The organism is Sphingomonas daechungensis, from assembly GCF_014489495.1.
In the GTDB taxonomy this organism is placed as follows: Bacteria; Pseudomonadota; Alphaproteobacteria; order Sphingomonadales; family Sphingomonadaceae; genus Sphingomicrobium; species Sphingomicrobium daechungense.
In genome coordinates, this window is sequence record NZ_CP060780.1 from 2,775,905 (window position 1) to 2,799,118 (window position 23,214).

Annotated in this window: 24 protein-coding genes, 1 tRNA gene and 6 pseudogenes; 17 read left to right on the top strand and 14 right to left on the bottom strand. The window is 63.7% G+C overall.

Annotation, left to right across the window (positions count from 1 at the left end; genetic code table 11):
* The first annotated feature begins 426 nt into the window (after positions 1–426).
* The 7 genes from H9L15_RS15150 to H9L15_RS15180 all read left to right on the top strand — a co-directional run bounded on the left by H9L15_RS15150 (position 427) and on the right by H9L15_RS15180 (position 5,048).
* Entirely contained in the window at positions 427–1,026 is a 600-nt protein-coding gene (locus tag H9L15_RS15150; protein ID WP_187714662.1) for a hypothetical protein, read from the top strand.
* The gene (locus H9L15_RS15155; protein ID WP_187714663.1) at positions 978–1,445 is read left to right on the top strand and encodes a glycoside hydrolase family 30 beta sandwich domain-containing protein; all 468 of its coding nucleotides are present in this window, start codon (positions 978–980) and stop codon (positions 1,443–1,445) included. The genes H9L15_RS15150 and H9L15_RS15155 overlap by 49 nt, the downstream gene beginning before the upstream one ends.
* A gap of 130 nt (positions 1,446–1,575) precedes the next feature.
* Positions 1,576–1,758 (top strand): hypothetical protein, encoded by a 183-nt coding sequence (locus H9L15_RS15160; RefSeq protein WP_187714664.1) that lies wholly within the window; start codon positions 1,576–1,578, stop codon positions 1,756–1,758.
* Positions 1,755–2,771 carry a Rieske 2Fe-2S domain-containing protein gene (locus tag H9L15_RS15165; protein WP_187714665.1) on the top strand — a complete coding sequence of 339 codons (1,017 nt, stop codon included), beginning with the start codon at positions 1,755–1,757 and terminating at the stop codon, positions 2,769–2,771. Before H9L15_RS15160 ends, H9L15_RS15165 begins: the two co-directional genes overlap by 4 nt.
* Before the next feature lie 198 nt (positions 2,772–2,969).
* A complete protein-coding gene (locus tag H9L15_RS15170) occupies positions 2,970–4,331 on the top strand; it encodes a glycosyltransferase family 39 protein (RefSeq protein ID WP_187714666.1) in 1,362 nt (453 codons plus the stop codon).
* Complete coding sequence (locus H9L15_RS15175; RefSeq protein ID WP_187714667.1) at positions 4,294–4,683, top strand: thioesterase domain-containing protein; 390 nt, start codon at positions 4,294–4,296, stop codon at positions 4,681–4,683. Before H9L15_RS15170 ends, H9L15_RS15175 begins: the two co-directional genes overlap by 38 nt.
* Positions 4,684–4,694: 11 nt before the next feature.
* Positions 4,695–5,048: a hypothetical protein gene (locus tag H9L15_RS15180; protein ID WP_187714668.1), complete on the top strand. Its 354-nt coding sequence runs from the start codon at positions 4,695–4,697 to the stop codon at positions 5,046–5,048.
* On the opposite strand, the gene H9L15_RS15185 is transcribed toward H9L15_RS15180, so the two are convergent.
* From H9L15_RS15185 to H9L15_RS15200, 5 genes and pseudogenes are all read right to left on the bottom strand, one after another.
* Entirely contained in the window at positions 5,032–6,654 is a 1,623-nt protein-coding gene (locus H9L15_RS15185) for a YncE family protein (RefSeq protein WP_187714669.1), read from the bottom strand. The genes H9L15_RS15180 and H9L15_RS15185 overlap by 17 nt on opposite strands.
* A 122-nt stretch (positions 6,655–6,776) precedes the next feature.
* Positions 6,777–8,279, bottom strand: coding sequence for a polysaccharide pyruvyl transferase family protein (locus tag H9L15_RS15190; RefSeq protein WP_187714670.1), 1,503 nt, complete (start codon positions 8,277–8,279; stop codon positions 6,777–6,779).
* An 8-nt stretch (positions 8,280–8,287) separates the two neighbouring features.
* Entirely contained in the window at positions 8,288–8,458 is a 171-nt protein-coding gene (locus H9L15_RS20620) for a hypothetical protein (protein ID WP_398286961.1), read from the bottom strand.
* Positions 8,459–8,646: 188 nt separating this feature from the next.
* Positions 8,647–9,327 (bottom strand): annotated as a pseudogene (locus tag H9L15_RS15195) (Gfo/Idh/MocA family protein); the annotation flags it as partial.
* Between the two features lie 56 nt (positions 9,328–9,383).
* The gene (locus H9L15_RS15200) at positions 9,384–10,313 is read right to left on the bottom strand and encodes a glycosyltransferase (protein WP_187714672.1); all 930 of its coding nucleotides are present in this window, start codon (positions 10,311–10,313) and stop codon (positions 9,384–9,386) included.
* A 155-nt stretch (positions 10,314–10,468) separates the two neighbouring features.
* On the opposite strand from H9L15_RS15200, the gene H9L15_RS15205 reads away from it, so the two are divergent.
* The 3 genes from H9L15_RS15205 (at position 10,469) to H9L15_RS15215 (ending at position 12,492) form a co-directional block, all read left to right on the top strand.
* On the top strand, positions 10,469–10,693 hold the full coding sequence (locus H9L15_RS15205) for a hypothetical protein (RefSeq protein WP_187714673.1): 225 nt from the start codon (positions 10,469–10,471) through the stop codon (positions 10,691–10,693).
* A 121-nt stretch (positions 10,694–10,814) separates the two neighbouring features.
* A complete protein-coding gene (locus tag H9L15_RS15210) occupies positions 10,815–11,336 on the top strand; it encodes a hypothetical protein (protein WP_187714674.1) in 522 nt (173 codons plus the stop codon).
* Between the two features lie 61 nt (positions 11,337–11,397).
* Positions 11,398–12,492, top strand: coding sequence for a glycosyltransferase family 4 protein (locus tag H9L15_RS15215; RefSeq protein ID WP_187714675.1), 1,095 nt, complete (start codon positions 11,398–11,400; stop codon positions 12,490–12,492).
* Positions 12,493–12,595: 103 nt separating this feature from the next.
* Here the strand turns inward: H9L15_RS15215 and H9L15_RS15220 are convergent, their stop codons facing one another.
* The 3 genes from H9L15_RS15220 to H9L15_RS15230 form a co-directional block, all read right to left on the bottom strand.
* A complete protein-coding gene (locus H9L15_RS15220; RefSeq protein ID WP_187714676.1) occupies positions 12,596–13,645 on the bottom strand; it encodes a glycosyltransferase in 1,050 nt (349 codons plus the stop codon).
* 5 nt (positions 13,646–13,650) lie between these two features.
* Positions 13,651–15,123 carry an NAD(P)/FAD-dependent oxidoreductase gene (locus tag H9L15_RS15225; protein ID WP_262984837.1) on the bottom strand — a complete coding sequence of 491 codons (1,473 nt, stop codon included), beginning with the start codon at positions 15,121–15,123 and terminating at the stop codon, positions 13,651–13,653.
* A 317-nt stretch (positions 15,124–15,440) separates the two neighbouring features.
* Positions 15,441–15,530: transfer RNA gene (locus H9L15_RS15230), tRNA-Ser, on the bottom strand.
* A gap of 166 nt (positions 15,531–15,696) precedes the next feature.
* On the opposite strand from H9L15_RS15230, the pseudogene hspQ reads away from it, so the two are divergent.
* Positions 15,697–16,019: pseudogene (gene hspQ / locus H9L15_RS15235) on the top strand (heat shock protein HspQ).
* Between the two features lie 107 nt (positions 16,020–16,126).
* A complete protein-coding gene (gene rplU, locus H9L15_RS15240; protein WP_187714678.1) occupies positions 16,127–16,651 on the top strand; it encodes a 50S ribosomal protein L21 in 525 nt (174 codons plus the stop codon).
* On the opposite strand, the gene H9L15_RS20625 is transcribed toward rplU, so the two are convergent.
* Positions 16,640–16,780: a cyclic lactone autoinducer peptide gene (locus H9L15_RS20625; RefSeq protein WP_223276710.1), complete on the bottom strand. Its 141-nt coding sequence runs from the start codon at positions 16,778–16,780 to the stop codon at positions 16,640–16,642. The genes rplU and H9L15_RS20625 overlap by 12 nt on opposite strands.
* On the opposite strand from H9L15_RS20625, the pseudogene H9L15_RS15245 reads away from it, so the two are divergent.
* Together H9L15_RS15245 and H9L15_RS15250 are read left to right on the top strand one after the other, a co-directional pair.
* Positions 16,721–16,933: pseudogene (locus H9L15_RS15245) on the top strand (50S ribosomal protein L27); the annotation flags it as partial. The gene H9L15_RS20625 and the pseudogene H9L15_RS15245 sit on opposite strands and share 60 nt — an antisense overlap.
* A gap of 154 nt (positions 16,934–17,087) precedes the next feature.
* Entirely contained in the window at positions 17,088–17,636 is a 549-nt protein-coding gene (locus H9L15_RS15250) for a GNAT family N-acetyltransferase (protein WP_187714680.1), read from the top strand.
* On the opposite strand, the gene H9L15_RS15255 is transcribed toward H9L15_RS15250, so the two are convergent.
* Entirely contained in the window at positions 17,633–18,511 is an 879-nt protein-coding gene (locus H9L15_RS15255) for a metal-dependent hydrolase (RefSeq protein WP_187714681.1), read from the bottom strand. The genes H9L15_RS15250 and H9L15_RS15255 overlap by 4 nt on opposite strands.
* 27 nt (positions 18,512–18,538) lie before the next feature.
* Here H9L15_RS15255 and H9L15_RS15260 point away from each other — a divergent pair, with 27 nt between their 5' ends.
* From H9L15_RS15260 to H9L15_RS15275, 3 genes and pseudogenes are all read left to right on the top strand, one after another.
* Entirely contained in the window at positions 18,539–19,126 is a 588-nt protein-coding gene (locus H9L15_RS15260) for a TetR family transcriptional regulator (RefSeq protein WP_187714682.1), read from the top strand.
* 37 nt (positions 19,127–19,163) lie between these two features.
* A pseudogene (gene obgE / locus H9L15_RS18155) lies at positions 19,164–20,204 on the top strand (GTPase ObgE).
* Positions 20,189–21,106 carry an NAD-dependent epimerase/dehydratase family protein gene (locus H9L15_RS15275; RefSeq protein WP_223276328.1) on the top strand — a complete coding sequence of 306 codons (918 nt, stop codon included), beginning with the start codon at positions 20,189–20,191 and terminating at the stop codon, positions 21,104–21,106. The pseudogene obgE and the gene H9L15_RS15275 overlap by 16 nt, the downstream one beginning before the upstream one ends.
* Positions 21,107–21,195: 89 nt before the next feature.
* Here H9L15_RS15275 and H9L15_RS20630 read toward each other — a convergent pair whose 3' ends face one another.
* From H9L15_RS20630 to H9L15_RS15295, 4 genes and pseudogenes are all read right to left on the bottom strand, one after another.
* Positions 21,196–21,819, bottom strand: a complete 624-nt coding sequence (locus tag H9L15_RS20630; RefSeq protein WP_398286964.1) for a pyridoxal-phosphate dependent enzyme — start codon at positions 21,817–21,819, stop codon at positions 21,196–21,198.
* Positions 21,719–22,063 (bottom strand): annotated as a pseudogene (locus H9L15_RS20635) (pyridoxal-phosphate dependent enzyme); the annotation flags it as partial. The gene H9L15_RS20630 and the pseudogene H9L15_RS20635, both read right to left, overlap by 101 nt.
* Positions 22,056–22,579 (bottom strand): annotated as a pseudogene (locus tag H9L15_RS15290) (substrate-binding domain-containing protein). The pseudogenes H9L15_RS20635 and H9L15_RS15290, both read right to left, overlap by 8 nt.
* Positions 22,476–23,096: a LacI family DNA-binding transcriptional regulator gene (locus H9L15_RS15295; protein ID WP_187714688.1), complete on the bottom strand. Its 621-nt coding sequence runs from the start codon at positions 23,094–23,096 to the stop codon at positions 22,476–22,478. The pseudogene H9L15_RS15290 and the gene H9L15_RS15295 overlap by 104 nt, the downstream one beginning before the upstream one ends.
* Positions 23,097–23,214: the final 118 nt, after the last annotated feature.

Below are 23,214 nucleotides of genomic sequence, written 5' to 3' on the forward strand. Positions count from 1 at the left end.
ACGAATTGCGGCAACCGCCGGCCTCCTCGCGGCCGTCAGCCTCGGCAGCTGCTCGGCCTCCGCGCGCGATCCTGTCGAGATCACGGTCGATCCCGCGGTCACCCACCAGGTCATGAATGGCTGGGAAACGACTACCCGCCTTTGGGAGTACAACAAGGCCGAGGACCGATTCGACGGTTCGTGGGTGCCCATATCCGGGCAGATCTACGACAAGCTGGTCAATGAGCTGGGTATCAACCGCGTTCGGATCGAACTGAAGAGCGGTGCCGAGAACCCGGTGGACTATTGGTCGCAGTTCGAGGCCGGCAAGATCGGCTACAAAGCGTTCCGGCGGCATTACTACGAGAAGATCAACGACGACGCCGATCCCAACCAGCTCAATCCCGCGGGGTCCAGTTTTCCCACCTCGACTACCAGATCGAGAAAATGGTCCTGCCGATCAAGCAGAGGGTCGAGGCCAATGGCGAAAAGCTTTTCATCAACCTCAACTATGTCGACTTTGGCCAGACCGAGCTCAAAGGCGACATCTCGCACGCTCGGCAGCCTGCGGAATATGCCGAGCTGATCGATGCCGCCTTCGTGCACCTGAAGGACAAGTACGGCATCGTTCCCGATTCTCTCGAAGTCATCCTCGAGCCCGACAATTCCGACCATTGGCGAGGCCGCCAGATCGGCGAAGCGATCGTTGCGACGCACGCGCGGCTGAAGGCGGACGGCTTCGATCCGCAGTTCATCGCTCCGTCGACGGCTTCGGCCGGACGAGCGCCCGCTTTCTTCGACGAGATGATGGCGGTGCCCGGCGTTGCGCCGCTGATTTCGACATTGTCTTATCACCGATATGACTCGCCCAAGCCGGCGGTCATCAAGGGAATTGCCGAGAGCGCACGCTCGATCGGCCTGTCCAACAGCCTAATCGACCGCGTTTCCCCCGTCCCGGGATCGCCGAGCGTGCGAAGGAGAATCACATCTCCACCGCAATGCTTGAGCATCTCAGCGGCGATGCCGCGGAATTGTTCGAGGATCTGACCGTCGGACAGGTCTCGGCATGGCAGCAGTACGACATCGCTCGGAAGGACATTCCAGGGGAGCCTGATGAGGGCGGTGACTATTATGTCGTCGCCTACGCCAACCCGAATGCGCCTGTCATCCGAATGGCGGATCGCACCCGCGGCCTGGCACAATATTTCCGGTACGTTCGCATCGGAGCCACAAGGGTCGACGCCCGGTCGAACGATGGCGACGTGAAGCCGGTCGCGTTCAAGAACAGGGACGGCGGCTTCGTGGTAGTCGTCAACGCGGATCGCGCCAGGAACCTGATCGTCGGCGGGCTACCACCGGGCCGCTACCTGGCAAGCTACACCACAGCGAAGGAAACGGGGCGCGAGCTGCCCCGATTGTTTCGAACGGCACGATCAAGCTTTCGATACCGGCGGCCGGGATCCTGACTGTCCGCAGTCAGTCCAATGCCGCGCCGAACAGGAGCGCTGCCGGTGCATAGCGTTTTGCGATCACGCATTGCCCGCGGGCGGAGCGCCGTATAACTTTTATTTACCAGGACCTTAGGACGTCAGATCGATGAGCTGGTTATCCGAAATTCTCGACCCTGCGAGCGAACAGAACCTCAAGGATCGCGTGCTCGCCGGAGAAGTCGTCGTCGTTCGCGGCGGCCTTCAGAAGGCCGGGCTGCTGGAGCCGATCCTGGACTTGAGCTTCGAGGCCGTGAGCGACGTGCTCGGCCCGAGACAGCGGCGGCAGTGAAGGAAAAGGGGTTCGAGCGGATTCACGAAGTTGTGGCCGCGCACGACATTCCTCGCCTCACCGACGAACTCTACGATCGGGTGAACGCTCGCGCGCCCAAGGACCTCGCAGCGCTCATTCCAGCGACGTTCAATGGCGAAGACCGCTATTATTACGAGACGTCGCCGAACGTCCGTTTTCACGTCCCGTTCGACACCACCCAGAATGACCGGGCGGCCTTCAACGATTTCCGGCAGAAGCATGGCGAGGGAAAGCTTACTGCGCACGGGCCGCACCGCGACTCCTGGCTCGACTGTCCCGACAACGGCATCAACATCTGGATCGCCATCGGCCGGGTACAGCGCGGCAATGGGCTGACCGTTTATCGCAACGAATATGATGGCCATCAGCGCTACACCGGCATGGGCAACATCGCCCGCGACGAGAAACTGAGCGAGCCCTTTACCTTCGATCTCGAGCCCGGCGACTTCGTCCTCTTCCACACCGACCAACTTCACGGATCGGCGTTGAACTACACCGACGAAACGCGGTTCGTGATCAGTTACCGGATGACGTTCGACCGGCCGCATTTCCCGAACGGTCACTATCACAGCTATTCCTACAGCGGCCTCGCTGGCGGGCCGCTCAGTGCCGCTGCGCGGCTGCCGGCGCTGCTGCAGCCCAGCTATTTGCGATCCTTCGGCGAGCGCGTCGTGGAAAAGCTGCGCCCGAGCAAAGCCAAGCGGATCGAGCTGACCCCTGCAGCCAAGGACCTCAGCGGCATGCGGGTCGGAGAGATCCGTCCGACCGATGCCAAGACCTGCGTCGCACGCATTGGCGAGGACGAGTTCGTATCGTTCGATCGCCGCTGTCCGCACCAGGGGGCCGACCTCGCCATGGGATATGTTGCGGATGGCCGCATCGTCTGCCCTTGGCACAACCTTCCGTTCGATCCGGAGACGGGGCAGTCGCCCTGCCAATCGCTCCGGTCGCTGAATGTCAGGGTCGCCGACAGCCCTCCTGCCAGCGCGTGAACGACGCATGACGGGGGAGCCAAGAAGCTTGAGCGATGGGAAGCCGGCAGCGTCGCCGCGCTCCTCCTGCTTGCGCTTGTCCTAAGGGTCGTCGGGCTGAACGCCAGCCTGTGGTACGACGAGGTCTCGACCCTCATCCACTTCATCCGCCTGCCGTGGGGCGAGCTGGTCACCGACTTCTCGTCGCTGAACAACCACATGTTCTACAGCCTGCAGGCCAAGGCCTCGGTTGAGCTGTTCGGCGAAAGCGCCTCGGCGCTGCGGCTGCCGGCGCTCATCATGGGCATGGCCAGCCTCGTTCTGATCTGGTGGCTGGCGCGCAAGGAAGTCGGTCGCGCCCCAGCGCTGGTAACCTTGCTCCTGCTGACTTTGTCATACCACCACGTCTGGTTCACCCAGAACGCGCGCGGCTACACTGGCTTGCTGACCTGGACCACGGCGGCGACGATCCTGCTGATGGCCGGGCTGCGCAGGCCGACATGGCGGGGGTGGACCGGCTACGGACTGTGCCTTGCCGCGGGCATGTATACGCATCTGTCGGCGGGATTCTTCTTCGTCGCACACGGCGTCGTGTTCGCCGTGCTTGCGGCGCTCGCCCTCCTTCAAAGGCAAGGAAAGCTAGCTCGCAACTATCCGGGCGCTTCCAGCATCCGCTCCTATTACGGCTTTGCCCTCGGCGGCTTGCTGACCTTGCTGGTGCACCTTCCGATGCTCGAGCAGATCCAGAGCTCGGTGGGAAAGGTTTCCTCGGGATCGAGCGTCTCGGCAATGGCCGAATGGAACAACCCGCTTAGAACGCTTCAGGAGTTCGCCGGGAGCCTCGATGCGCTCGGGCCCCTTGCACCCTATGCGCTCATCGGCGGACTCCTGGTCCTGATCCTTGGAGCGGTGCTGGTCACGCGTCGCAGTCCGCTACTCGCTGCGATCTATCTGACCCAGATCCCGCTTTCGTTGGCGCTGCTGGTCGCGCTCTCGTTCCGAATCTGGCCACGCTATTTCTTCGTCGACATCGGATTCATCTTCCTCTGCGCGTCGATGGGCGCATTGGCGATCGTCCGATGGGCCGAGGGCATGGTTCGGCGGACACCGTTGCGGGCATTAGCGCCGGCGGCCCTTCCCGCGGCGATCGCCCTCATGGTCGGTGCCTCCTCGATTCTGCTCATCCGCAACTACGAGCACCCGAAGCAGGACCTGGAAGGAGCCGTCCGGCTGGTCGTGAAGCTGCGCCAGCCGCAAGACGCCGCAACTTCGGTCGGGCTGGCGATCGAGCCAGTGCACGGATTCTTCGCGCCTGACTGGCCAGTCACCAGGAGCACTGCCGACCTCGACAGGCTTCTGGAAGGCGGGCGGACGGTCTGGCTGATTACCGCGTTCGAAAGCCACACCCGGACGACCCAGGCGGCGATCATGCGGGAGGTCGACACACGGTTCGACAAGATCGCGATCCTGCAAGGCACGCTCGGCGGCGGAAACGTCCAGGTCTATCGCTCGCGGCCGACCGCCCCGCTAAATGACGCGCGCATTGCCGCGAGTATTTCTGCTGCCCGGGATCGGAGGTGACGAGGCCGGCCTGGCGAACCTTCGCTCCGAGCTGGCCGATAGTGCGGACTTCGTGCTCGTCGATCATCCGGACATAGACCGGCCCAGCGCCGAGATCCGCGACTTCGCCGGCATTGTCGCTCGAGCAGTGGCGCGAATTCACGACGTCGAGCCGACCGGAAAGGTCAACATCGCCGGCTATTCGTTCGGCGCGCAGGTCGCCTTCGCCGCAGCCTGCGAATTCCAGGAACAGGGGCGAGAAGTCGGTCTCCTTGCTCTGTTCGACAGCCGGGCGCTCAGCCTTTCCGTGGCCGGCCGGCGGGTATCCAACAGCGACGAGGCGAGCGGCCCGTTCGCACCATTGCCGACGTAGCCAGCCGCCTCTTGATTGCCGGTGGGCTTGCCGAACCGTTACGCCGGGCCATCCCGGCGGTCGGCAGCGTATTCGGAAAGCCCGCCTCTCTCGGACTGCGCAGGCTCCTACTCCAGAACCTGCGCGGCCGGTCTCTGGCTGGACATCGTACCGGTCATTTCGACGGGACCATCGTCCTGTTCCGCGCGGGTGAGCAACACATCGCCGGGCTTCCGCACGACCTTGGATGGAGCGCTCATTGCGCCGAGGTACGGGGCGTAGAATTGCGCGGCGGACACAACAGCCTGTTCCGGACGGAGAACCTCGCTGAGAACGCCGCCCTGATCCGGTCGGCGATCGCACGCCCACTCAGCGCAGGTAGTTGACCCGGTAGACGCCATAGCGGGAGGCGACGTAGGCAACGCCCTCATCGCTCACGACAAGCACATCGCGGAGCCACGGGCCGAGCCGATAGCGGCGGAGCGAGTGGCCGGTCTTGAGATCGACGACGTCGAGCTCGTCGGTGACAAAGCTTGCGACCAGCAGGAGGTCGCGGTCGGCATCGATGCCGAGACCACGCGCACCGAACACGGTCTTGATCGGCGGTTTCGACGTCAGGGTCGCGGCATCCAGCCGCCAGATCTGCCCGGTCTCCGGAACCGTCGCGAGAACCTCGTTACGCGCCGCATCGAACGCCATGCGATCGCTTCGCCCGAAGCGCGCGGAGGTCGCCAGCAGTTTGCCGGTTCGCATATCCCAGGCACGAACGCCGGCGTCCATCGCGAAATGATTGGTGAAGAGGACCGGTCGGTTGGGGTCCGCGATCAGGTATCCGACCTCGGCGTTGATCTGCTGAACAACCTTCATCTTGCCAAGTTCGACGATCCGGACCGTCGGGCCGCCGCCCATGCCGCCCTCGTCTTCAGACGCGACCGCCATGAGATTGAATTTTGGCTGCGAGGCGAGGAAAATCTCGCCGTACGGCATCTTGTCCAGGCGCAAGCTGCTGCGGACCTTGAGGCTGTCAGGGTCGATCACGAGCAAGTCGTCGGTCGCACTGTTCGCGACCGTCACGAATGCGCGCGTGTCGGCCATTTCACAGAACTCATTGCCGTTGTTGGAAATGGAAATGTCCACGGCCGGCGCCTCGCCGCGACGCAGGACTTTCGGCGATTCCTGGGAGTCTCCGCAAAGGAAGACATCGCCCGTGACTGGGTTACGCGCCAGGTCTGACACATCGTATTTGGAGAAGACCTGGTATTCGGGGCCAAAGACGATCGTCGCGGCAGGCGACATGAACATGGTCTGCCCAAGCTGCATCAGCTTCGGGAACGGCGCCATCAGTGCGAAAGCGCCTGCCGCCAGCAACGCTCCAGGCAAGATTCGAAGCCAGATCGGTGACGGCTTCGCCGTGCTCTTACTGCGGTCTATCCAGGCAAAATATCCGCGAGGAAGGACGACCTCGATTCCGATGAGCACCCAGAACCCGAGGTTCACGAGCCTTCCGAAGGGGCGATCCGCCAGTAACGAATGCCAAGTCTCCCGGGCAATGGCATTCGCCGCCACCAACGTGCCGGCGAGGACGCCGCCAGCGATCGAAGCATTGGGTCCGCGCCCGAGGAACCAGAGGGCAAATGCAACGAAGGCAGTGCAAAATCCGGTGAAGATGACGGTCCGAACGCGGTGCCGTGCATACTTGAAGGCTGTGATGCCGACTGCGACGAATAACGCGAAGGTCAGTACGCCGAGGATCAATCGAACGCTCATCGTCGAATAGAGGTGGACGACGGTGAAGACGAACTCGAGCCCGCTGAAGTGCTGGATGAGATCGACGATTCTCTGACGGAAGATGAAGGCGGCAAGGACCAGTGCCGACGGCGCGAGGACGCGTCCGATCAGGAAGAATCGGGAAAGCCGGGCACCCTCCCGGGTCTCGGCCGAAGCGAGGTCCGCGGACTGCTCGGGTAGGGCTATCGTGAATCGTCCCGCCATGGCCCTTCCCGTTTCCGGATTCGAACGCGGGGACGACGATACACTCGGCAGGCTGGGCCGAACGTCCTCGTCAGCTTCTTGCTTAGGTTATTAACAGGGGCAAGAACGTTGTGGGCACTGTCTCAAAACGAACCGGTCGTACGGCCCACCAGCCGCTCCACAAGCCACTCAGGCGTGAATCGTCCCACGGTGCTCGCATCTTCCGGACGGCCGAGATCCGTCAACAACTCGCTGACTTTGCCGCCCGCGCCGGAGAAATAGTCGAGGCCAATCAGCGGCAAATCCTGAGTCACCGCGAAGATCGAGGCGTGGAATCGCATTGCCATGGCGGCGTCCAGGCGCCGCAAGAGGTGAACCACGCCATCGAGGCCGGCGTCGGCTTCCCACACCCGCAGGTCGACCGCCCCCTTGACCGCTCGCCGCAACTCATAAGCCGCAGACAAGTCCGACATGCCGAGCTGGATCGCGTTCATCGGGAAGAAGACATACGTCACCGGCCGCCTGCTTGCCCGGGCGAAGGCGATCAGGCCCTCGGCGAGCTTCGCCATGAAAACACGATCGACCGTGTCTCGCGAGAGGTCGGACAAGTCGCGCCACTGATCCAGTGTAGGCCGCAAGTTGATGCCAATCTTGAGACTGTCATCCGCTCCAGCGAGGAGGGCCCCAACCGCTTCTGCATCTGCGGTGGAAAGCCGGTCCAGTGCGTCCCGTGCTTCGAGATAATCGAATGCCGGGTCCCGGTCGATCTCGGCGGCGAGGCCCTCCATCAACGGATGTCGCGCTGACGCAGACGTTCGTACGGAGATTCGCGAAGCACTTTCGAGGATGCGCCTACCCGCCCATCGGGTCGGCGCATTGCCGAAATAAGCCAATCCGATCCGTTCGACCAAGAATGGCAGACCTCGCCGATGGGCCGAAGACACGGCGGCGAGGTGACGGGCCAGGATCCGTGGTGAGCCATAAAGCGGGCCACCGCCCAGAACCAATCCGTCGGTCTCCGCCAACGCCCGCCGCACTTCGCTGGCCCGATAAGGAGCGACGTCAATCTCAACCGGTGTGGACAAGCCCTCTGCAAGCTTGCGTGTATGCGCGGGCCGACCGCTCATGACGGTCGCTCGGGTGACGCCATAGCGAGTGTGGAGGCCGAGCAACGTGCCTCCGAGGATGGCGGCATCCCCGATATGATCGCCGCCATAAGCGCCGATGATGACCACGGAGTTCAACCGGTCAGGAGCTTTCGGTGGGGCTCCTTTGGGAAGGACGAGGCCCACCATCGCGGAAAGCGCCTCCAGCCCAGCTGCGGTCCACTCTTCGGCGAAGCGCTTCAGCCGCTCGCCAGTCGTTATGGGAAGGCGGTAACGCACATAATCGTCGAAGAAGACACGCTCTGGCCCGGCCAGTTCGGAAGAAGGAACGAAGCGAACGTCGATCCCGGACTCGGCGGCCAGACGGTGAACGGCTTCGATCGCATAGACGCTGTTCGGCCCGACCGCGACGCGCCAGGTGACCGGCTCCAGGCTCTGCCTGGCATGATCCAGCGCATCGGCGAGCGCGCAGGCTTCACCGGACATCGCCCGATGACCCTGGGCGGCCGTCCCTTCGTCGATGTCGATGGCGCGAGTCACTGCCGTCGCTATGGCAGCGGCGCCAGTTTCACTTGGCTGCCTGTCCGGCTGCTGTCGTAAACGGCATGGGCAATCTGCACCGCGCGCATTCCGTCCGCGCCCATTGCGATGCGACCGGAACCTTGCTGACCCGCGGCGGCAGCGGCGAAATCGTCGAACTCCTCGACGAAGGCCTGGATGACCGTGCTCTGCCAACCCGGATTTTCTCACGGATGATCGATTCCGGATAAAATTTCCGCTCGACCGACTTGGAGCCGCCTGGCTTGTCCATGCGGATGACGGTGGCGAACATCGGCGCGTAATAAGCCTTGGCCATGCCGCGATCGCCGTATGCTTCGATGTGGAAGCGATAGCCTTTCCACTCGTCCCAGCTGGCTTCGATCGAGGCGGCCACGCCATCTTCGCTCTTGAGTAGAGCCATGGCTTCGTCCTCGACATCCAGGCCCCAGACCCGGTGCAGGGCTTGCCCGAACACTTCGGTCGGATCGCCTACGATGTAGCGCACGAGGTCGACGATGTGGGTGCCGTTGTCCATCAACGCGCCGCCACCCATCACGGCATGGTCGTACATCCATGGCGCCTTGAACTCGCCAAGCCCGCCGTGGCCGGCATAGGCGCGGACATGGCTGAGACGGCCGATGTCGCCGGACATGACCGCGTCGCGGACAACCTTCAGCGCCGGGAAATAGCGCTGGTTGTAGCCGACAGTCAGAAGGGTCCCGGCCGCCTTCGCCGCCTTGATCATTCGCTCGCAAGCGTCGGGGGTTGCCGCCATCGGCTTTTCAACGAGCGCATGCTTGCCAGCCTTGGCGGCAGCAACGGCGAGCGCTTCGTGGAACTGCGGCGGGGTCGAAATGAGCACCGCCTCGACGTCGGGGGACTCGATCAGTGCTTCGACCGTCGGATGGAAGGTCGCGGATGACGCAAGGCTGCGGGCACGCGCCTCGTCCAGGTCATGCACAGCTGTCAGCGAACAGCTCTTCGAGCGCTCCAGCGCGGATGCGCGGATCGCGCCGATTGCGCCTGCGCCGATCAGTCCGAACTTCATGTTTCCCCCGAAATCTGAAAGTGGAAGTTGATGGCACCGGCTGCCCGGCGCCGATCCTACTCGATGCGTGCCAAGGCGTCGCCTGGCCCGAAGATCGCTCCGTAGCTTTCGCCGATCGCCCAGATGATGATGAAGGTCGAAAGCGATGGGAGCGCGCGAATGAATTCGCGTTGCAGTCCCTTCTTCGCAATCGCGCGGGTCATCCGGTAGAAGAGGATCGGCGGGAGCGCGAGCGACGCGACCCCGGCGGCGAGGCGCTTGGCCATGCCCGCATTCTGGAACCGCAGGCCGGCATAATAGCGCGAGTAGATGAAGCGCTGCGCCATGAAGAGGCGCCACGAGAACTTCTTCTTGTGGAACATGGCGAGCTGGTTGCTCGAATAGAACGTAGGGCCGTCGGCAACGAGGCCGGGATGCAGTGTCGTTTCCCAGAAACCGCTGCGCAGCCGCTCACGATCGGCCTCTTCCAGCACGGAGCGGCGGTAGGCGACGTTCATGCCCGGCAAGGCGTCGGTCATGCCTTCGACAACCGGCGGCGAAAAGAAACTGTATTCGCAAATGAAGGTCGCCCAATCGAGGCCACGGTCGCAAACGCCGTTGACCACGCTTCCACCGACCGCGACGAGATCGTCGTCTCCCTTGGCGAAGGCCTCGCGGACTCTTCCGGCCCAGCCGGGGCTCGGAACGCAATGATCCTCGGTGACGGCAACGATCGAACCCGAAGTCTGGTCGAAGGCCTGCAGCCGCATTTCCGGCAGCGTCATGTCGGACGGACAAGGTACCAGGCGGACGTGCGGATGCTCTTTGCGGATGCGGTCGCTGATCCCGTCCTGCAGCCGGTCCGCGATGACAATCTCGACCGGCGCTCCACTCTCCTTCTCGTCGAGCGCGGCGATGGTTTCGAGGACGCGATCGCCGTCCTCGGTGCTGACCCGGCCGAGAACGACCGACAAGGTCCAATCGTCTGAAACTGCTGCCTTATTCATCCGGATTTCCAAGAAGCGACCTGTTTCAAGGCTGATAGCCGTCCGTCGCGCTGCCTTTCAATGGCAACGACCAATGTGTCTCGCTCTGATGCAGCCGCGGATCATCCCGTCACGGCCGATTGACGCTCCTCACGCAGGCAAACTACGTCCCTGCAATGAGCGCTTCCCCTCAGCTGTCGGTGATCGTTGGATTTTCCAGCGATACGATCGCCCCGGTCGCGCGCGCCGGCTATCTGGCGGAATGCCTCGGGGCCCTTGCGGAGCAGGCCGATCCTCCAACGATGGAGATTATCGTCGCGCACCACGAGCCGATCGAGGGCTCGATGCGGTCAAGGCGCGCTTTTCGGACGTTCGTTTCCTTTCGACGCCAGACGTCGTGAAACGCGTCGGTGGACGCGAGCACCATGACGTCCCGCGAGGTCGCGCGATCGCGGCCGCGACCGGTGAACTGATCGGCTTGCTCGAAGATCACGAACTCCCCGACCCCGGTGGGCTGCAAGCGTGGTCGAGGCGCACCGCCGACCCGACGCCGGAATTGGCGGAGCCATCGAGAACGGCGTGGACAGAGCGCTCAACTGGGCCGTCTATTTCTGCGACTTCGGCCGCTATCAGAACCCGGTGCCGGCCGGTGCATCCGCGTTCGCTTCGGACGCCAACGTGACCTACAAGCGCGCCGACCTCGACCTCGTCCGCGAAAGCTGGAAGGGCGCCTATCGCGAGGTTCCGGTCAACGACGCCTTGCGGGCGCTCGGCAAGACGATCTCCCTCGATCCGACCATGGTCGTTTATCAGAACCGGCACGCCCTGACCTTCGGCGAGGCGCTGCGTGAGCGATATTCCTGGGGCCGCTCGTACGGCGCCACCCGCGTAACCTGGCTGACGACGCCCAAGCGGCTCGCGTACACGGCGCTCGCCCCAGTATTGCCGGCACTCTTGCTGCTCAGAATGGGGCGCAGAGCATGGCAGCGGAAACGTCATTTCGGCAATTTCCTCCGGGCCGTCCCTTCATCGTCCCCTTGCTGATGGCATGGAGCTTCGGAGAGATGGCGGGCTATCTCGCGCCGCAGCGGGTGAACGGGTGAGAATGGCCGACGCACCGCTTCACATTTGCGTCGACGCGACGAGCTGGGTGAACGACCGCGGCTTCGGGCGCTTCACGCGCGAAATCCTGAAGGCGCTGCTCTCCAGGGACACTGGGTTTCAGTACACCCTTTTGTTCGACCAGCTTCCGGAGGAGGACTTGCCGGAGAGCGCCAAAGTTCTCACCGCGCGCACGGACCTGGGTCTGAACCAGTCCGCGGTCGGCAGCTCGGCACGATCGCCCGGCTATTTCCTGAAGATGGCGCGGCTGGCGAAGTCCGTCCCGTACGACGTCTTCTTCTTCCCGACGCTCTATTCCTATTTTCCACTGCTGCAGAGGAAGCCAACGGTCGTCTGCTATCACGACGCGACGGCCGAGCGCTTTCCGCAACTGCTGTTTCCGACCAAGACCAACCACTGGCTGTGGCAGGCGAAAACGGCCCTTGCCCGACTGCAGACGACCCGAGCCATGACGGTTTCCGAGACATCCGCACGGGACCTCGAGACGATTCATCGCTTCCCGAAAGAGCGCATCGACGTCGTCACGGAAGCCGCAGACGACGCCTTCCGGATCATCGACGATCCTGCGCTGCGTGGCAGTGAGCGGACGCTTCACGGGATCCCGGCTGACGCGAGGGTGCTCGTGCACGTCGGCGGCATGAACGCCCACAAGAACATCCTCGGACTTCTGAAAGCCCTGCCGAAGATCATTGCGGCCGAGCCGAGGACGCATTTGGCGCTGGTTGGCGATACGTCGGGCAAGGGCTTCTGGGACAATGTCGGTGAGCTCAAAGCCTTTATCGCGGCAACACCGCCGCTTTCCGCCCACGTCCACTTCACCGGCTACATCAGCGATCCCGATCTGGCGAAACTGCTGAATGCCGCCGACGCTTTGGTCTTCCCGTCCCTTTGGGAAGGGTTCGGCTTGCCGGCGGTCGAGGCGATGTCGTGCGGCATTCCGGTCTTGGCAAGCAGCCGGGTGGAAGCCTGCCGGAGGTGGTGGGTGATGGGGGGTTGTTGTTCGAGCCCGAAGATCCCGACGCGATTGCTGCCTGCGTCATCGGATTCCTCCATGACGACAAGCTGCGGGCGCAGTTGACCAGGAATGCAATCGAGCGGGCGAAGCTGTTCAGCTGGTCGCGCGGCGCGGAGCTTGCCGAGGATTCATTCCGGCGCTGCTACTCAGACGCGCAGCGCTAGCCTTACAACTTGGAAGCGGACGTACCGCTCGGACTCGACGCACCGACGCTGGAGCCCAACCCTCGCGCCAGCCTTGCCAGCCGAAGCTCAGCCATCGTGAAAACGTAGGTCAGCGGAGAATAGCAGTGGTAGCACCAGTGCATCAGCACCGCGACGGCGAACTGGCCGAAGGATAGCCGCCGGAAGAGGAATGAGAAGAATTCCCGGTTCGCAAACAGATAAGCGAGACCCGTCGCCAACCCGAGAAGCGCGATCACCGGCTTGAAGAGCCCGGCGAAGAGCAGCACCGGCGTAATCAGCGCGAGCATCGCCTTGACCTGTTCGGCACGCGTGAGATTGAGGTCGCGGCCAGCTTCCGGCCGCTCATTCAGCATGACCGTCCAGGGTCGCGCACGGCGCATGACGTCGGTATGCCAAACGCGCCACAGGCTCCAATCCTTGCAATGCTTACCGAGCGCGGCCGGGACGAGCCGGATTCGATTGCCACCGGCGATCACCCGCATCCCGAGTTCAACATCCTCGACGCTCGGGTAGCGGAAGCGCTCGGCGTCATAGCCGCCAAACTGCAGAAACACGTCGCGGCGCATCAGGCCGATGCCGGACCAGAAGGTCGTTGCGTCACGGTTGCCGCGCTGATGGATGAAGTGGTGCCGGAGGTTCGCGTAGAGGCTGGTCGCACGGAGCGATCTCGGCGTGTCGTCGTAGGATCCGAACGCGCCGACCGCCCCATTGGCCTGCATGTCCTCGATCAGTCGCCTCAGGCAGTCCGGAGCAACGACGACATCCGCGTCGACGAACCACAGCAGCTCGGAAGTCGCGGCGGCGGCCGCGGCATTTCGCGCCAGTGCCGGCCCCTTCGGACTTCCATTATTCTTGAGGATGGTGACTCCAGCATCGCGAGCGATCTGCTCGGTCCCGTCTGTTGCCCCGTCGATGTAGACCAGCACTTCCGCTGGCTCGACGGTCATGCCCTTCAGCGCCTGGAGGCAGTCGCCCAGCGTCGCTTCCGCATTATGGGCGGGAACGATGACGGAGACGGACGGAACGCCCACGGCACTCAGGCCGCGGCGAACTGGGCAGGCCGGTTGCTTTCCGCCGGCGCCGCTTCGGCGGCCTTGTCCCGGTCCGAAGCGATCTCGAATTCCTCGTGATACGAGCGCTCGACGTTGACGGCCCAAAGGTCGTTCTTAGCACCGTAGATATTGTCGACCGCCAGCATTGCCGTCAGCATCGAGTGATCCTGGTTGTTATAGCGATGCATGCCGTTGCGGCCGACCACCTGCAAATTGTCGAAATTGCCGAGCCAGTCGCGGATGATGGCCAAAGCGTCCTGATAGTCGCCGTCGTAAACCGGATAGGCCTTCGGCTGGCGGATCACCGTGCCGTCGACGACGTCGCTGGCCTTGGCGAGACCGAGATGCTCGAGCTCCGCGGCGGCCTGCTTGATCAGGACGGCGTTGTCGGTTTTCCACATCGTGTCCGTGTCGTTGACGAAATACTCCATGCCGATGCTCGACCGGTTCGGCTCCGGGATCATTTCTTCCGACCAGGACCGGAAATTCTGGATGCGGCCGACCTCGACCTCCGGACTGTGGACGTAAATCCAGTTGTCGGGGAACAGGTCCTCGCCCTTGAGGATCAGGGTAACGATGAGAAAGTCGCGATAGCGCAGCGTGCGCGCAGCGACCTGCACTTCGGCCGGCGCCGGCGGATCCATCGCCAGGATGAGTTCGGAAATCGGCATCGACGAAATGAACTGGTCGGCCTCGAGGCGATACGGTTTCGCGCCCTCCTCGTTGGGAGTCACTTCCATGGCCGTGACGTGGTGATCGTCGCGATAGATTCGCGTCGCCCGCGAATTCATCCGGACTTCGCCGCCCTTCTCCTCGACACGGTCGCGGAACGTCTCCCACATCATGCCCGGCCCGAGGCGCGGGTAGTCGAAGGCGCCGATCAGGCTGGCGGTGTCGTTCGATCCGCTAATCGCGTTCCACACCGCCTTGCGCAGCGAGAGATTCTGGATGCGCTGGGCGGCCCAGTCTGCACGGATCGACGTGCAGGGAATGCCCCAAACCTTCTCCGTGTAAGCCTTGAAGAAGTGCCAGAAGAGGCGGCCGCCAAAGCGATTGGTAACCCACTGCTCGAAATTCTCTTCCTCGACGTGCGGGCGAACTTTCCACTTCAGGTAGCTCAGCATGATCCGCGCGGATTCGTAAATGCCCATGTTGTTGAGGGCGTTGAACATTTTCAGCGGGTAGGCGAAATATTTGCCGCGGTAATAAATGCGGCTCATTCGCGGGCGACGCAGGAAGTCGTTCGGTAGGACTTCCTTCCACAATTTCTCGACCGGCTTCACCTTGGTGAAGAAGCGGTGTCCGCCAATGTCGAACCGATAGCCCTTGTAGACCTCGGTGCGGGCGATGCCTCCGACTTGCGAAGATTCTTCGAGCACGATGGGGTGGCTGGAGCCATGCTTTTGCAGACAATAGGCCGCGGTGAGGCCGGCTGGGCCGCCGCCAATAATGGCCACGGACTGAGCTTCCGGCTGAAGTCGCAGACGATTGTCGTAGCTATTCATCTATTCCCCGGGGCCGGCCGCTCACCGCACATCCGTGATTCCAGCAGGAGTCGTGCAGGCGCTATTTCTACATTAACTTTCGATAGGAAAACGATATTCTACCCGCTCCCGGAGTCAATGGTTTCAGAGACTTGGTGTCCCGAATTGACACGCGTGAAAGGGGGAGCTGCGAGCTCGAAGGCCTCGCAAATGACGAGGCAGTTCAAGGGGTTTTTACCGACATCGCGACGTTGATGGCGACCTGGAGAGCTTCCCGCTCCAGCGGATGATGGCGGAGAGGGTGGGATTCGAACCCACGGTACGGTTGCCCGTACGCCGCATTTCGAGTGCGGTGCTTTCGACCACTCAGCCACCTCTCCGCATTTCATGAAGGCGCTGACCGGACGATGCCGGCTGGGCGGTCGCGCCTCTAGCAAGGCCCATCCCGCTTGCCTAGACGCCTTGTGGAAACTGATGCGATCCCTAGATTGAAGCCATGTCGCACGTCGAACGTTTTCCAGAAGTGAACTCTGCCCTCCCCCGATCATGCCGAAGGCCCGCTTCGGTATCGGCGACTTGGTGCGCCACCGCCTGTTCGATTTCCGCGGCGTGATCTTCGACGTCGATCCGACCTTCGCCAACACCGAGGAATGGTACGAGGCCATCCCCGAGGACCTGCGCCCGTCGAAGGACCAGCCTTTCTATCACCTGCTCGCCGAGAATGCCGAGCAGAGCTACGTCGCCTACGTCAGTCAGCAGAACCTGATCCACGACGAGAGCGAGGAGCCGATCGACCACCCCGCGATCGAGGCTTATTTCAACGGTTTCAACGAGGGCGCTACCAGCTCCGTCCGGAGCACCGGCACTAGAATCAAGCCCGATGCGGTTGACAGCCCAAGGTCGCTGCCATAGGCGGCAGCCTTTCGCGCGAGGGCCTGCCCGGACGCGCGTCCAGTTTTATAAGAGAAGTGAGCCAATGTTCGCAGTCGTGCGCACGGGCGGTAAGCAATATCGCGTCACCGCCGGAGACAAGATCGTCGTCGAGAAACTCGCTGGCCAAGCCGGTGACAAGATCGACATCACCGACATCCTCCTCGCCGGGGAAGGCTCGGAGCTGAAGTCCGTCGCCGGTCTGATCGTCGGCGCCGAGATCGTCGCCCAGGCGAAGGGTGACAAGGTCACCGTCTTCAAGAAGCGCCGCCGGCACAATTACCGCCGCAAGGCGGGCCATCGCCAGAACCACACGATCCTGAAGATCGTGTCGATCGGCGGCGAGAAGGCCAAGGCCGCGAAGCCGAAGGCGGAAGCCGCCCCGGCCGAGAAGCCGGCTGCTGCACCTGCGAAGGCGGAAGCCGCTCCGGCTGCCGAAGCTCCGGCCAAGAAGGCCGAGACGAAGGCAAAGACCGACAAGGCGCCGTCGACAAAGGATGCTGCACCTGCTAAGGCCGCAGCCAAGAAGGCCCTAAGGCCAAGTAATCAACCGTTTAATTTATTCGGGTAGTACTTCCTCATGGCACATAAAAAAGCAGGCGGTTCCAGCCGCAACGGTCGCGACAGTGAGAGCAAGCGCCTCGGCGTGAAGCTTTTCGGCGGCCAAAGCGCGCGCGCCGGCAACATCATCGTTCGTCAACGCGGCACGAAGTGGCACGCGGGCAATAACGTCGGCATGGGCAAGGACCACACGCTCTTCGCGCTTACCGACGGCTGTATTGCATTCCGCGATGGCAAACTCGGTCGCAAGTACGTGCACGTAATGCCGATTGCAGCCGAGGAAATCGCATAGGGGCTGGTCGATAAAGGGCCACCCCAGGAGGGGCCCCGGATCGACCGCAAGGTCACAAGGGAGAAGAGGGAAGCCCCTCTTCTCCCTTTCTTTTTCTTCTCCCGAAACAGTCACGGAGTGCCGCTAGGGCGCGCCGTGTGAAGGAGAAGAAGTGATGTTCGCCAGGACTGAACGGCTGCTTCTGAGGCCCGGCTGGGCCGAGGACGCCCCGGCGCTAGCCGCTGCGATTGCCGACGAGATGATCGTCCGCAATCTCGCGACCGCGCCTTGGCCGTATCGCCTCCGCGATGCGGAAGCGTTCCTCGCGCAGCCGCGCGACCCGGTGCTGCCGTCCTTCCTGATCTTCGAACGGACGGGTGGCGCGCCGAACCTGGTCGGCTCTTGCGGACTTGGAAGGCGCCCGTCCGGCGCCGTTGAACTCGGTTACTGGATTTCCCGAGCATATTGGGGCCGCGGCTACGCCACTGAAGCGGGCTTCGCGCTGATCGACATCGCCAAAGCTTTGGGCTTGCCGCAGCTGGAAGGATCGCATTTCCTCGACAATCCGGCATCCGGCCGGGTTCTCGAAAAACTGGGCTTCAGCCCGCTAGGAATCACAGCCCCACGGATCAGCTGCGCGCGCGGGACCGAGGCGCAGGCACGCCTGCTGCGTCTGGAATTGGTCGCAGATGCCGAGGAGGAGGAGGAAGCGCTAGCCGCTTAGGCCGCGTTGCGGACCTTCTTGAGCGGGGCGGGTGCCGCAATCGCGGCGGCACTCGCCTCGTACGCCCGAAGTAGAGCGCGGTCGTCCTCGTTCCACGGGTGAAAGCCTGGCAGGAAGAACTTGACCCACGCCAGCCCGATCTTGCGGAACATGCCCGGGCGGATCCAGAGGTACCACAGCAGCCTTGCCCAGGCGTTGAACCCAGTCACGCCGTCCTGGCGCATCAGCTCCAGCGCCCCGGCGGTACGGTCGACGACGAAGTTGCGGGTGACAAACAGCATCACCTTCGCCTTCACCTTCCAGCGCTTCGAACGCGGCCAGTTGCGGGTTGCGTGAAGCCAGGTGTCGTAGGCGACGCCCTTGTGCTCGATCTCCTCGCAGGCATGCCAGCGCCAAAGGTCGGCGGCATCCTTGTCGGCGCCTGCCAGATGCTTTGGATCGGCGAGCAGCTCATGCGCGAGAATGGCGGTGAAGTGCTCCAGCGCCATCGTCGCCGCGAGGCTGACGATCGGCGGCTTCGTCTTTGTGACCGCCAGGCGATAATCGATCTGCGCTTCAAGCTTCGAAAGATCGTAACCCGTATCTGCGGCACGGCGATTGAACGCGGCATGCTCGCGGCTGTGAATGGCCTCTTGCGTGGTGAAGCCCTTGATCTCTTCGGCCAGCTTCGGCGGCGCGCCGTCGCGAAATGCGCGAACGCTTTCGACGAAGAACGCTTCTCCGGTTGGGAAAGTGGCCGAGAGCGCGTTGTAAATCGCGGTGGCCTCAACGCTTCCGCCGTGCCACAGGCGCGGATCGAGATCGCCGCGTTCGAACTTGCGGTCGCGCGGGGTGATCGTGAGGTCAGCCGGAGTCGGCAGAGTCGTTGTACTCATGGTCATAAGGTATATTAACTGACAACAGTGTCAATAAGCCGTAAACGCCTCAATTCGGAAGAGAGCCGCTCCGCCGCCTTGGAGGCGGCGCGCCTGTTGCTTCTTGATCAGGGGCCGCAGGCCGTGACGCTGAAGGCAGTTGCCGCGAAGGTCGGGCGGACGCATGCCAATCTGCTCCATCACTTCGGCTCTGCGGCCGGCCTCCAGGCGGAGCTTGCACGAACGATTGCCGACCGCGTGACAGGCAGCATCGCCGAGGCCGTCGCCCGGGCCCGCGCCGGAGAAGCGGAAGCCCGGGAAGTGGTCGACGGCACCTTCGACGCCTTCGACCGCGAGGGCGCCGGTGCGCTTGCGGCCTGGATGATCATCTCGGGAAATCGCGATGCCTTGAACCCGATCCTCGAATCGATTCGGGTCCTGGTCGCGCAACTCAGCGTCGGTCACGAGGATCATCATGTCGGCGAGACCACCCTGTGGCTCGTGCTTGCCGCGCTCGGAGATTCCCTGCTCGGCGCATCGATCGCCGATGCCCTGTCCCTCGACCGCGACACGGCCCGGCAGCTGGCCGCCGACCGCTTGCGCCTGCAGCTCGACTCCGATCACCCTCGGGACTGAGGTGGCTTTCGCACGCAAGCGCGACTAACTCCGCCTCATGCATTTCCTCGACCAGGCGAAGATCTACGTGCGTTCCGGCTCCGGCGGACCTGGGGCCGTCAGCTTTCGCCGCGAGAAGTTCATCGAATTCGGCGGGCCTGACGGCGGCGACGGCGGCAAGGGCGGCGACATCATTTTTGAAGCTGTGCCGGCCTCAATACGCTGATCGATTTCCGCTACACGCAGCACTTCCGGGCCAAGCGCGGCACGGGCGGCTCCGGATCCAACCGGACCGGCGCGGCGGCTCCCGACCTGGTCATCAAGGTTCCCGTAGGCACGCAACTTCTCGCCGATGACGAGGATCGCACCCTTCTCGCCGACTTGACGGTCGAGGGGAGCGCTTCGTCCTTCTCGAAGGCGGTATGGGCGGCCGTGGCAATGCCAGCTACAAAAGCTCCACCAATCGCGCGCCTCGCCAGCACCAGCCCGGCATCGAAGGCGAAGAGATGTGGCTGTGGCTCCGCCTGAAGCTCCTCGCGGACGTCGGCCTCGTCGGGCTTCCGAACGCTGGCAAGTCGACCTTCCTCAACAGCGTCACCAATGCGTCGGCGAAAGTCGGCGACTATCCCTTCACCACGCTTCGCCCGCAGCTTGGCGTCGTCCGCCACAAGGGTCGCGAATTCGTGCTCGCCGACATTCCGGGCCTGATCGAAGGCGCGGCGGAGGGCGCCGGTATCGGCGATCGCTTCCTCGGTCACGTCGAGCGCACGGAGGTCCTGCTTCACCTGATCGATGCCGCCGGCGACGATCCCGTCGAAGCGTGGCGCGTGGTTCGCGCCGAGCTCGAAAGTTACGGGGCGGGCCTCGCCAACAAGGCTGAAGTCGTCGCGCTCAGTCGGTCGGACCTCGTCACGGAAGAACGGCTGGCCGAACTCAAAGCCGAGCTGGAAGACGCGACGGGGCAGGTTCCCTTCCCCATCTCCGCCCGCTCGGCGAGGGCATCGAGCCGCTTCTCGACGCCATCATCCGGAAGCTGGGAACCGAAGTCGAAGCGCGCGAGGAAGAGGCGGCGGAGGGGCGCCCTTGGTCGCCGCTCTAACCCTGGCGATCACGGGCGGCACCGGCTTTGTCGGCCGCCACCTGATCGACCTCGCGGTAGAACGCGGTCACCGGGTTCGGGCGCTTACACGCAAGGCCCAGCCGCCGCGCCACGGCGTTGAGTGGATCGAGGGGAATCTCGAAGACCGCGAAGCCCTTGGACGCCTGGTTATCGACAGCGACGCCGTCATTCACGTCGCCGGCGTGATTAACGCGCCGGACGCCGCGGGTTTCGAAGCCGGGAACGTAACCGGGACACTGGCCATGCTCGCCGCCGCCACCGCCGCGGGCACTCATCGATTCGTCCACGTGTCGTCGCTCGCCGCCCGCGAGCCGCGGCTTTCGCAGTACGGCGCATCCAAGGCCCGCTCGGAGGAACTGGTCGAAGGGTCAGGGCTCGACTGGGTGATCGTCCGGCCACCCGCCGTTTACGGTCCCGGCGACAGGGAGACGCTCGAGCTGTTCAAGATGGCGCGGCGCGGAATCGTCTACATGCCGCCGAAGGGCCGCCTGTCCGTGATCCAGGTCGACGACCTGGCGCGACTGCTCCTCGCCGCATGCGATCCGGACGCTCCCAGCAAGATCATCGTCGAGCCGGACGATGGACGGCCCGGTGGATGGTCGCACATCGAATTCGGCCATGCCTTGGGGCGGGCCGTCGGCGTCAAGACTGGAGTCGTCTCGACCCCGCGCGCCTTGCTCAGCGTGGCGTCAGGCATCGATCGACTATTCCGCCGCGACAAGGCCAAGCTTACCCCGGACCGCGTCGCCTACTTCTGTCATCCTGACTGGGTCGTATCGAGCGATCGGCCCGTGCCTGCCAATTTGTGGCGACCTGAAATCTCGACCGAGAAGGGCCTGGCGGAGACCGCTCGCTGGTACCAGCGGCAGGGTTGGCTGTAGCTAGTCCGAGATGATCTCGGCGAACTTGTCGAGGTCGATGTTGCCGCCCGAAACGACGCAGACGATCGGTCCGTCGCCCGCCTGGCCGGTCAGTGCTGCCGCCAACGCGAGACCGCCAGCCCCTCCGCAATCGTTCGCGTTTTCTCCGCGATCAGGCGCATCGCCTTCGCGGTCTGGTCGAGCGTGACGACGATCGATCCGTCCGTCACCGGACCCATGCGATCCCACATCCGCTCGGTGACGCTCTTCCCGCCCGCACCGTCGACGAAAGATGCCTCCCAGTCCGCGTATTTCTGTGGCGCCCCTTCCCGCAGCGACAAGGCATAGGGCGCCGCAGTCTCCGGCTCGGCCCCCAGCACAGTCGCGTCCGGACGCAGCGCCTTGATCGCGCTGCCGACCCCGCTGATCAGCCCGCCGCCCCGATCGCGCAGATGACCGTGCGGACGTCCGGACAGTCCTCGACAATCTCCAGACCCATCGTGCCATGACCGGCGATGAAATCGTGATTGTCGAAGGGTGGATGAAGGTGCCGTCGAGCCCCGGATAGGAGTGCGATTCTGCAGCCTTCCACGCCTCGTCGTAGGAGACCGGCACGATGGTCGCCCCAAGCGCCCGCATCCTTTCCAGCTTGGTCTGCGGCGCTGTCTCGATGGCCACGACGCTTGCGGGAATGCCGAACGTCCGGGCGGCATAGGCGACTCCCTGCCCCGCATTGCCGGCGCTGATCGTCCACACGCCGCGCGCTCGCTCCGCATCGGATAGCCGGGCAACGGCATTGGCCGCGCCGCGAATCTTGTAAGCGTTGGTCGGCTGCAAATTCTCCAGCATCAGCCAAATCTCGGGCACCTCGCGTCCCAGCTCCAGGCGGACGAGCGGCGTGCGAAGGACGGTGCCGGCGATCCGCTCGCGAGCAGCCTCGATGTCCTCGATCGTGATGGGCCTTACAGGTTCAATCATCCGTCCTCCCCGGCGCCGCCGTGGACTCCCGAATGACGAGCTCGTGAGGCAGCGCTTCGAACGGCGCGTACTCGCCTTCGTGCGGCGGATCGAGAAGCATTCGAACCGCCCGCTCGGCAATGTCCTTGATCGGCTGCCGCACCGTCGTCAGCGGCGGCCACACGATTTCCGACATCGGCGAATCGTCGAAGCCGGTGACCGAGATGTCCCCGGAATGGTCTTGCGTGCCCGGTGCAGCGCGAACATCGCCCCGGCCGCCATGTCGTCGTTCGCGCAGGCAAGCGCGGTAAAGCTTTTTCCTTGGGCAAGAAGGCTCTCCGCCGCCTCGACCCCGGATTTGAAATTGAAGTCACCGCTCGCCGTCCACGGCTCCCGGCCGAGCCCCGCTGCCTTGAGCGCTTCGACGAACCCCTCATAGCGCAGCGAGGCGGCAAGGTGGTCGTTCGGCCCTTGATGAATGCAATATCCCGGTGGCCCAGCGAGGCCAGGTACCGCCCAGCGCGGCGCCGCCGGCACGCTCGTCGATCCCCGCCGAGGACACCACTCCCCGTCCCCTTTTGCCAGCGGAAACGGTGGAAACGCGAATGCCGGTGTCCTTCATGGTCGTGAGGAGGTCTACGTCGTCTGAAAACGGCGGCGGCAGCACGATCCCGGCCGGGCGAAGCCTCTGGACGATGGCCGCAATCAGGTGGCCGCGGTCCTCACGCATTGGATTGATGGAGCGCGTGACCAGTTCGTACCCGATGGCGGAGCAGGCGCGCATCGCGCCGAGTTCGAGGCCCGAATGATAGTGGCTGTTCGGCTCGCCTTCCCGGCCGTGGGCGTGGATGAGGAGGATCGTCCGATCCACGCCGCTGGCCAGCGCCCTCGCCTGCAGGTTCACCGAGAAGCGCAGCGCCGCAACCGCGTCGCGAACTCTCTCCCGCGTCTCCGGCCGGACGCCGCGCTCATTATTGAGGACGCGCGAGACCGTCACGCGCGCTACACCCGCCGCCTTGGCGACATCGTCGATGGTGGACCTGCGGCCGTTCACCCACGCAGTTAGCCACGCCCGAGCCCGGCGACAACGTGCACATGCATGCAAAGATTGAATGGCTGCAGCGGCGCGCGAGCCAAGAAATTTGGGTGGACGCCGGATCGGGCCTGTGGTG

What these genes read in the sequence shown, in the direction of transcription:
- H9L15_RS15200 (WP_187714672.1), bottom strand. Translation starts at nt 10,313, where the DNA reads ATGAATAAGGCAGCAGTTTCAGACGATTGGACCTTGTCGGTCGTTCTC.
- H9L15_RS15250 (WP_187714680.1), top strand. Translation starts at nt 17,088, where the DNA reads ATGTTCGCCAGGACTGAACGGCTGCTTCTGAGGCCCGGCTGGGCCGAG.
- H9L15_RS15205 (WP_187714673.1), top strand. Translation starts at nt 10,469, where the DNA reads ATGAGCGCTTCCCCTCAGCTGTCGGTGATCGTTGGATTTTCCAGCGAT.
- H9L15_RS15170 (WP_187714666.1), top strand. Translation starts at nt 2,970, where the DNA reads ATGTTCTACAGCCTGCAGGCCAAGGCCTCGGTTGAGCTGTTCGGCGAA.
- rplU (WP_187714678.1), top strand. Translation starts at nt 16,127, where the DNA reads ATGTTCGCAGTCGTGCGCACGGGCGGTAAGCAATATCGCGTCACCGCC.
- H9L15_RS20630 (WP_398286964.1), bottom strand. Translation starts at nt 21,819, where the DNA reads ATGCGGGGCAGGGAGTCGCCTATGCCGCCCGGACGTTCGGCATTCCCG.
- H9L15_RS15215 (WP_187714675.1), top strand. Translation starts at nt 11,398, where the DNA reads ATGGCCGACGCACCGCTTCACATTTGCGTCGACGCGACGAGCTGGGTG.
- H9L15_RS15155 (WP_187714663.1), top strand. Translation starts at nt 978, where the DNA reads ATGCTTGAGCATCTCAGCGGCGATGCCGCGGAATTGTTCGAGGATCTG.
- H9L15_RS15185 (WP_187714669.1), bottom strand. Translation starts at nt 6,654, where the DNA reads ATGGCGGGACGATTCACGATAGCCCTACCCGAGCAGTCCGCGGACCTC.
- H9L15_RS15255 (WP_187714681.1), bottom strand. Translation starts at nt 18,511, where the DNA reads ATGAGTACAACGACTCTGCCGACTCCGGCTGACCTCACGATCACCCCG.
- H9L15_RS15150 (WP_187714662.1), top strand. Translation starts at nt 427, where the DNA reads ATGGTCCTGCCGATCAAGCAGAGGGTCGAGGCCAATGGCGAAAAGCTT.
- H9L15_RS15160 (WP_187714664.1), top strand. Translation starts at nt 1,576, where the DNA reads ATGAGCTGGTTATCCGAAATTCTCGACCCTGCGAGCGAACAGAACCTC.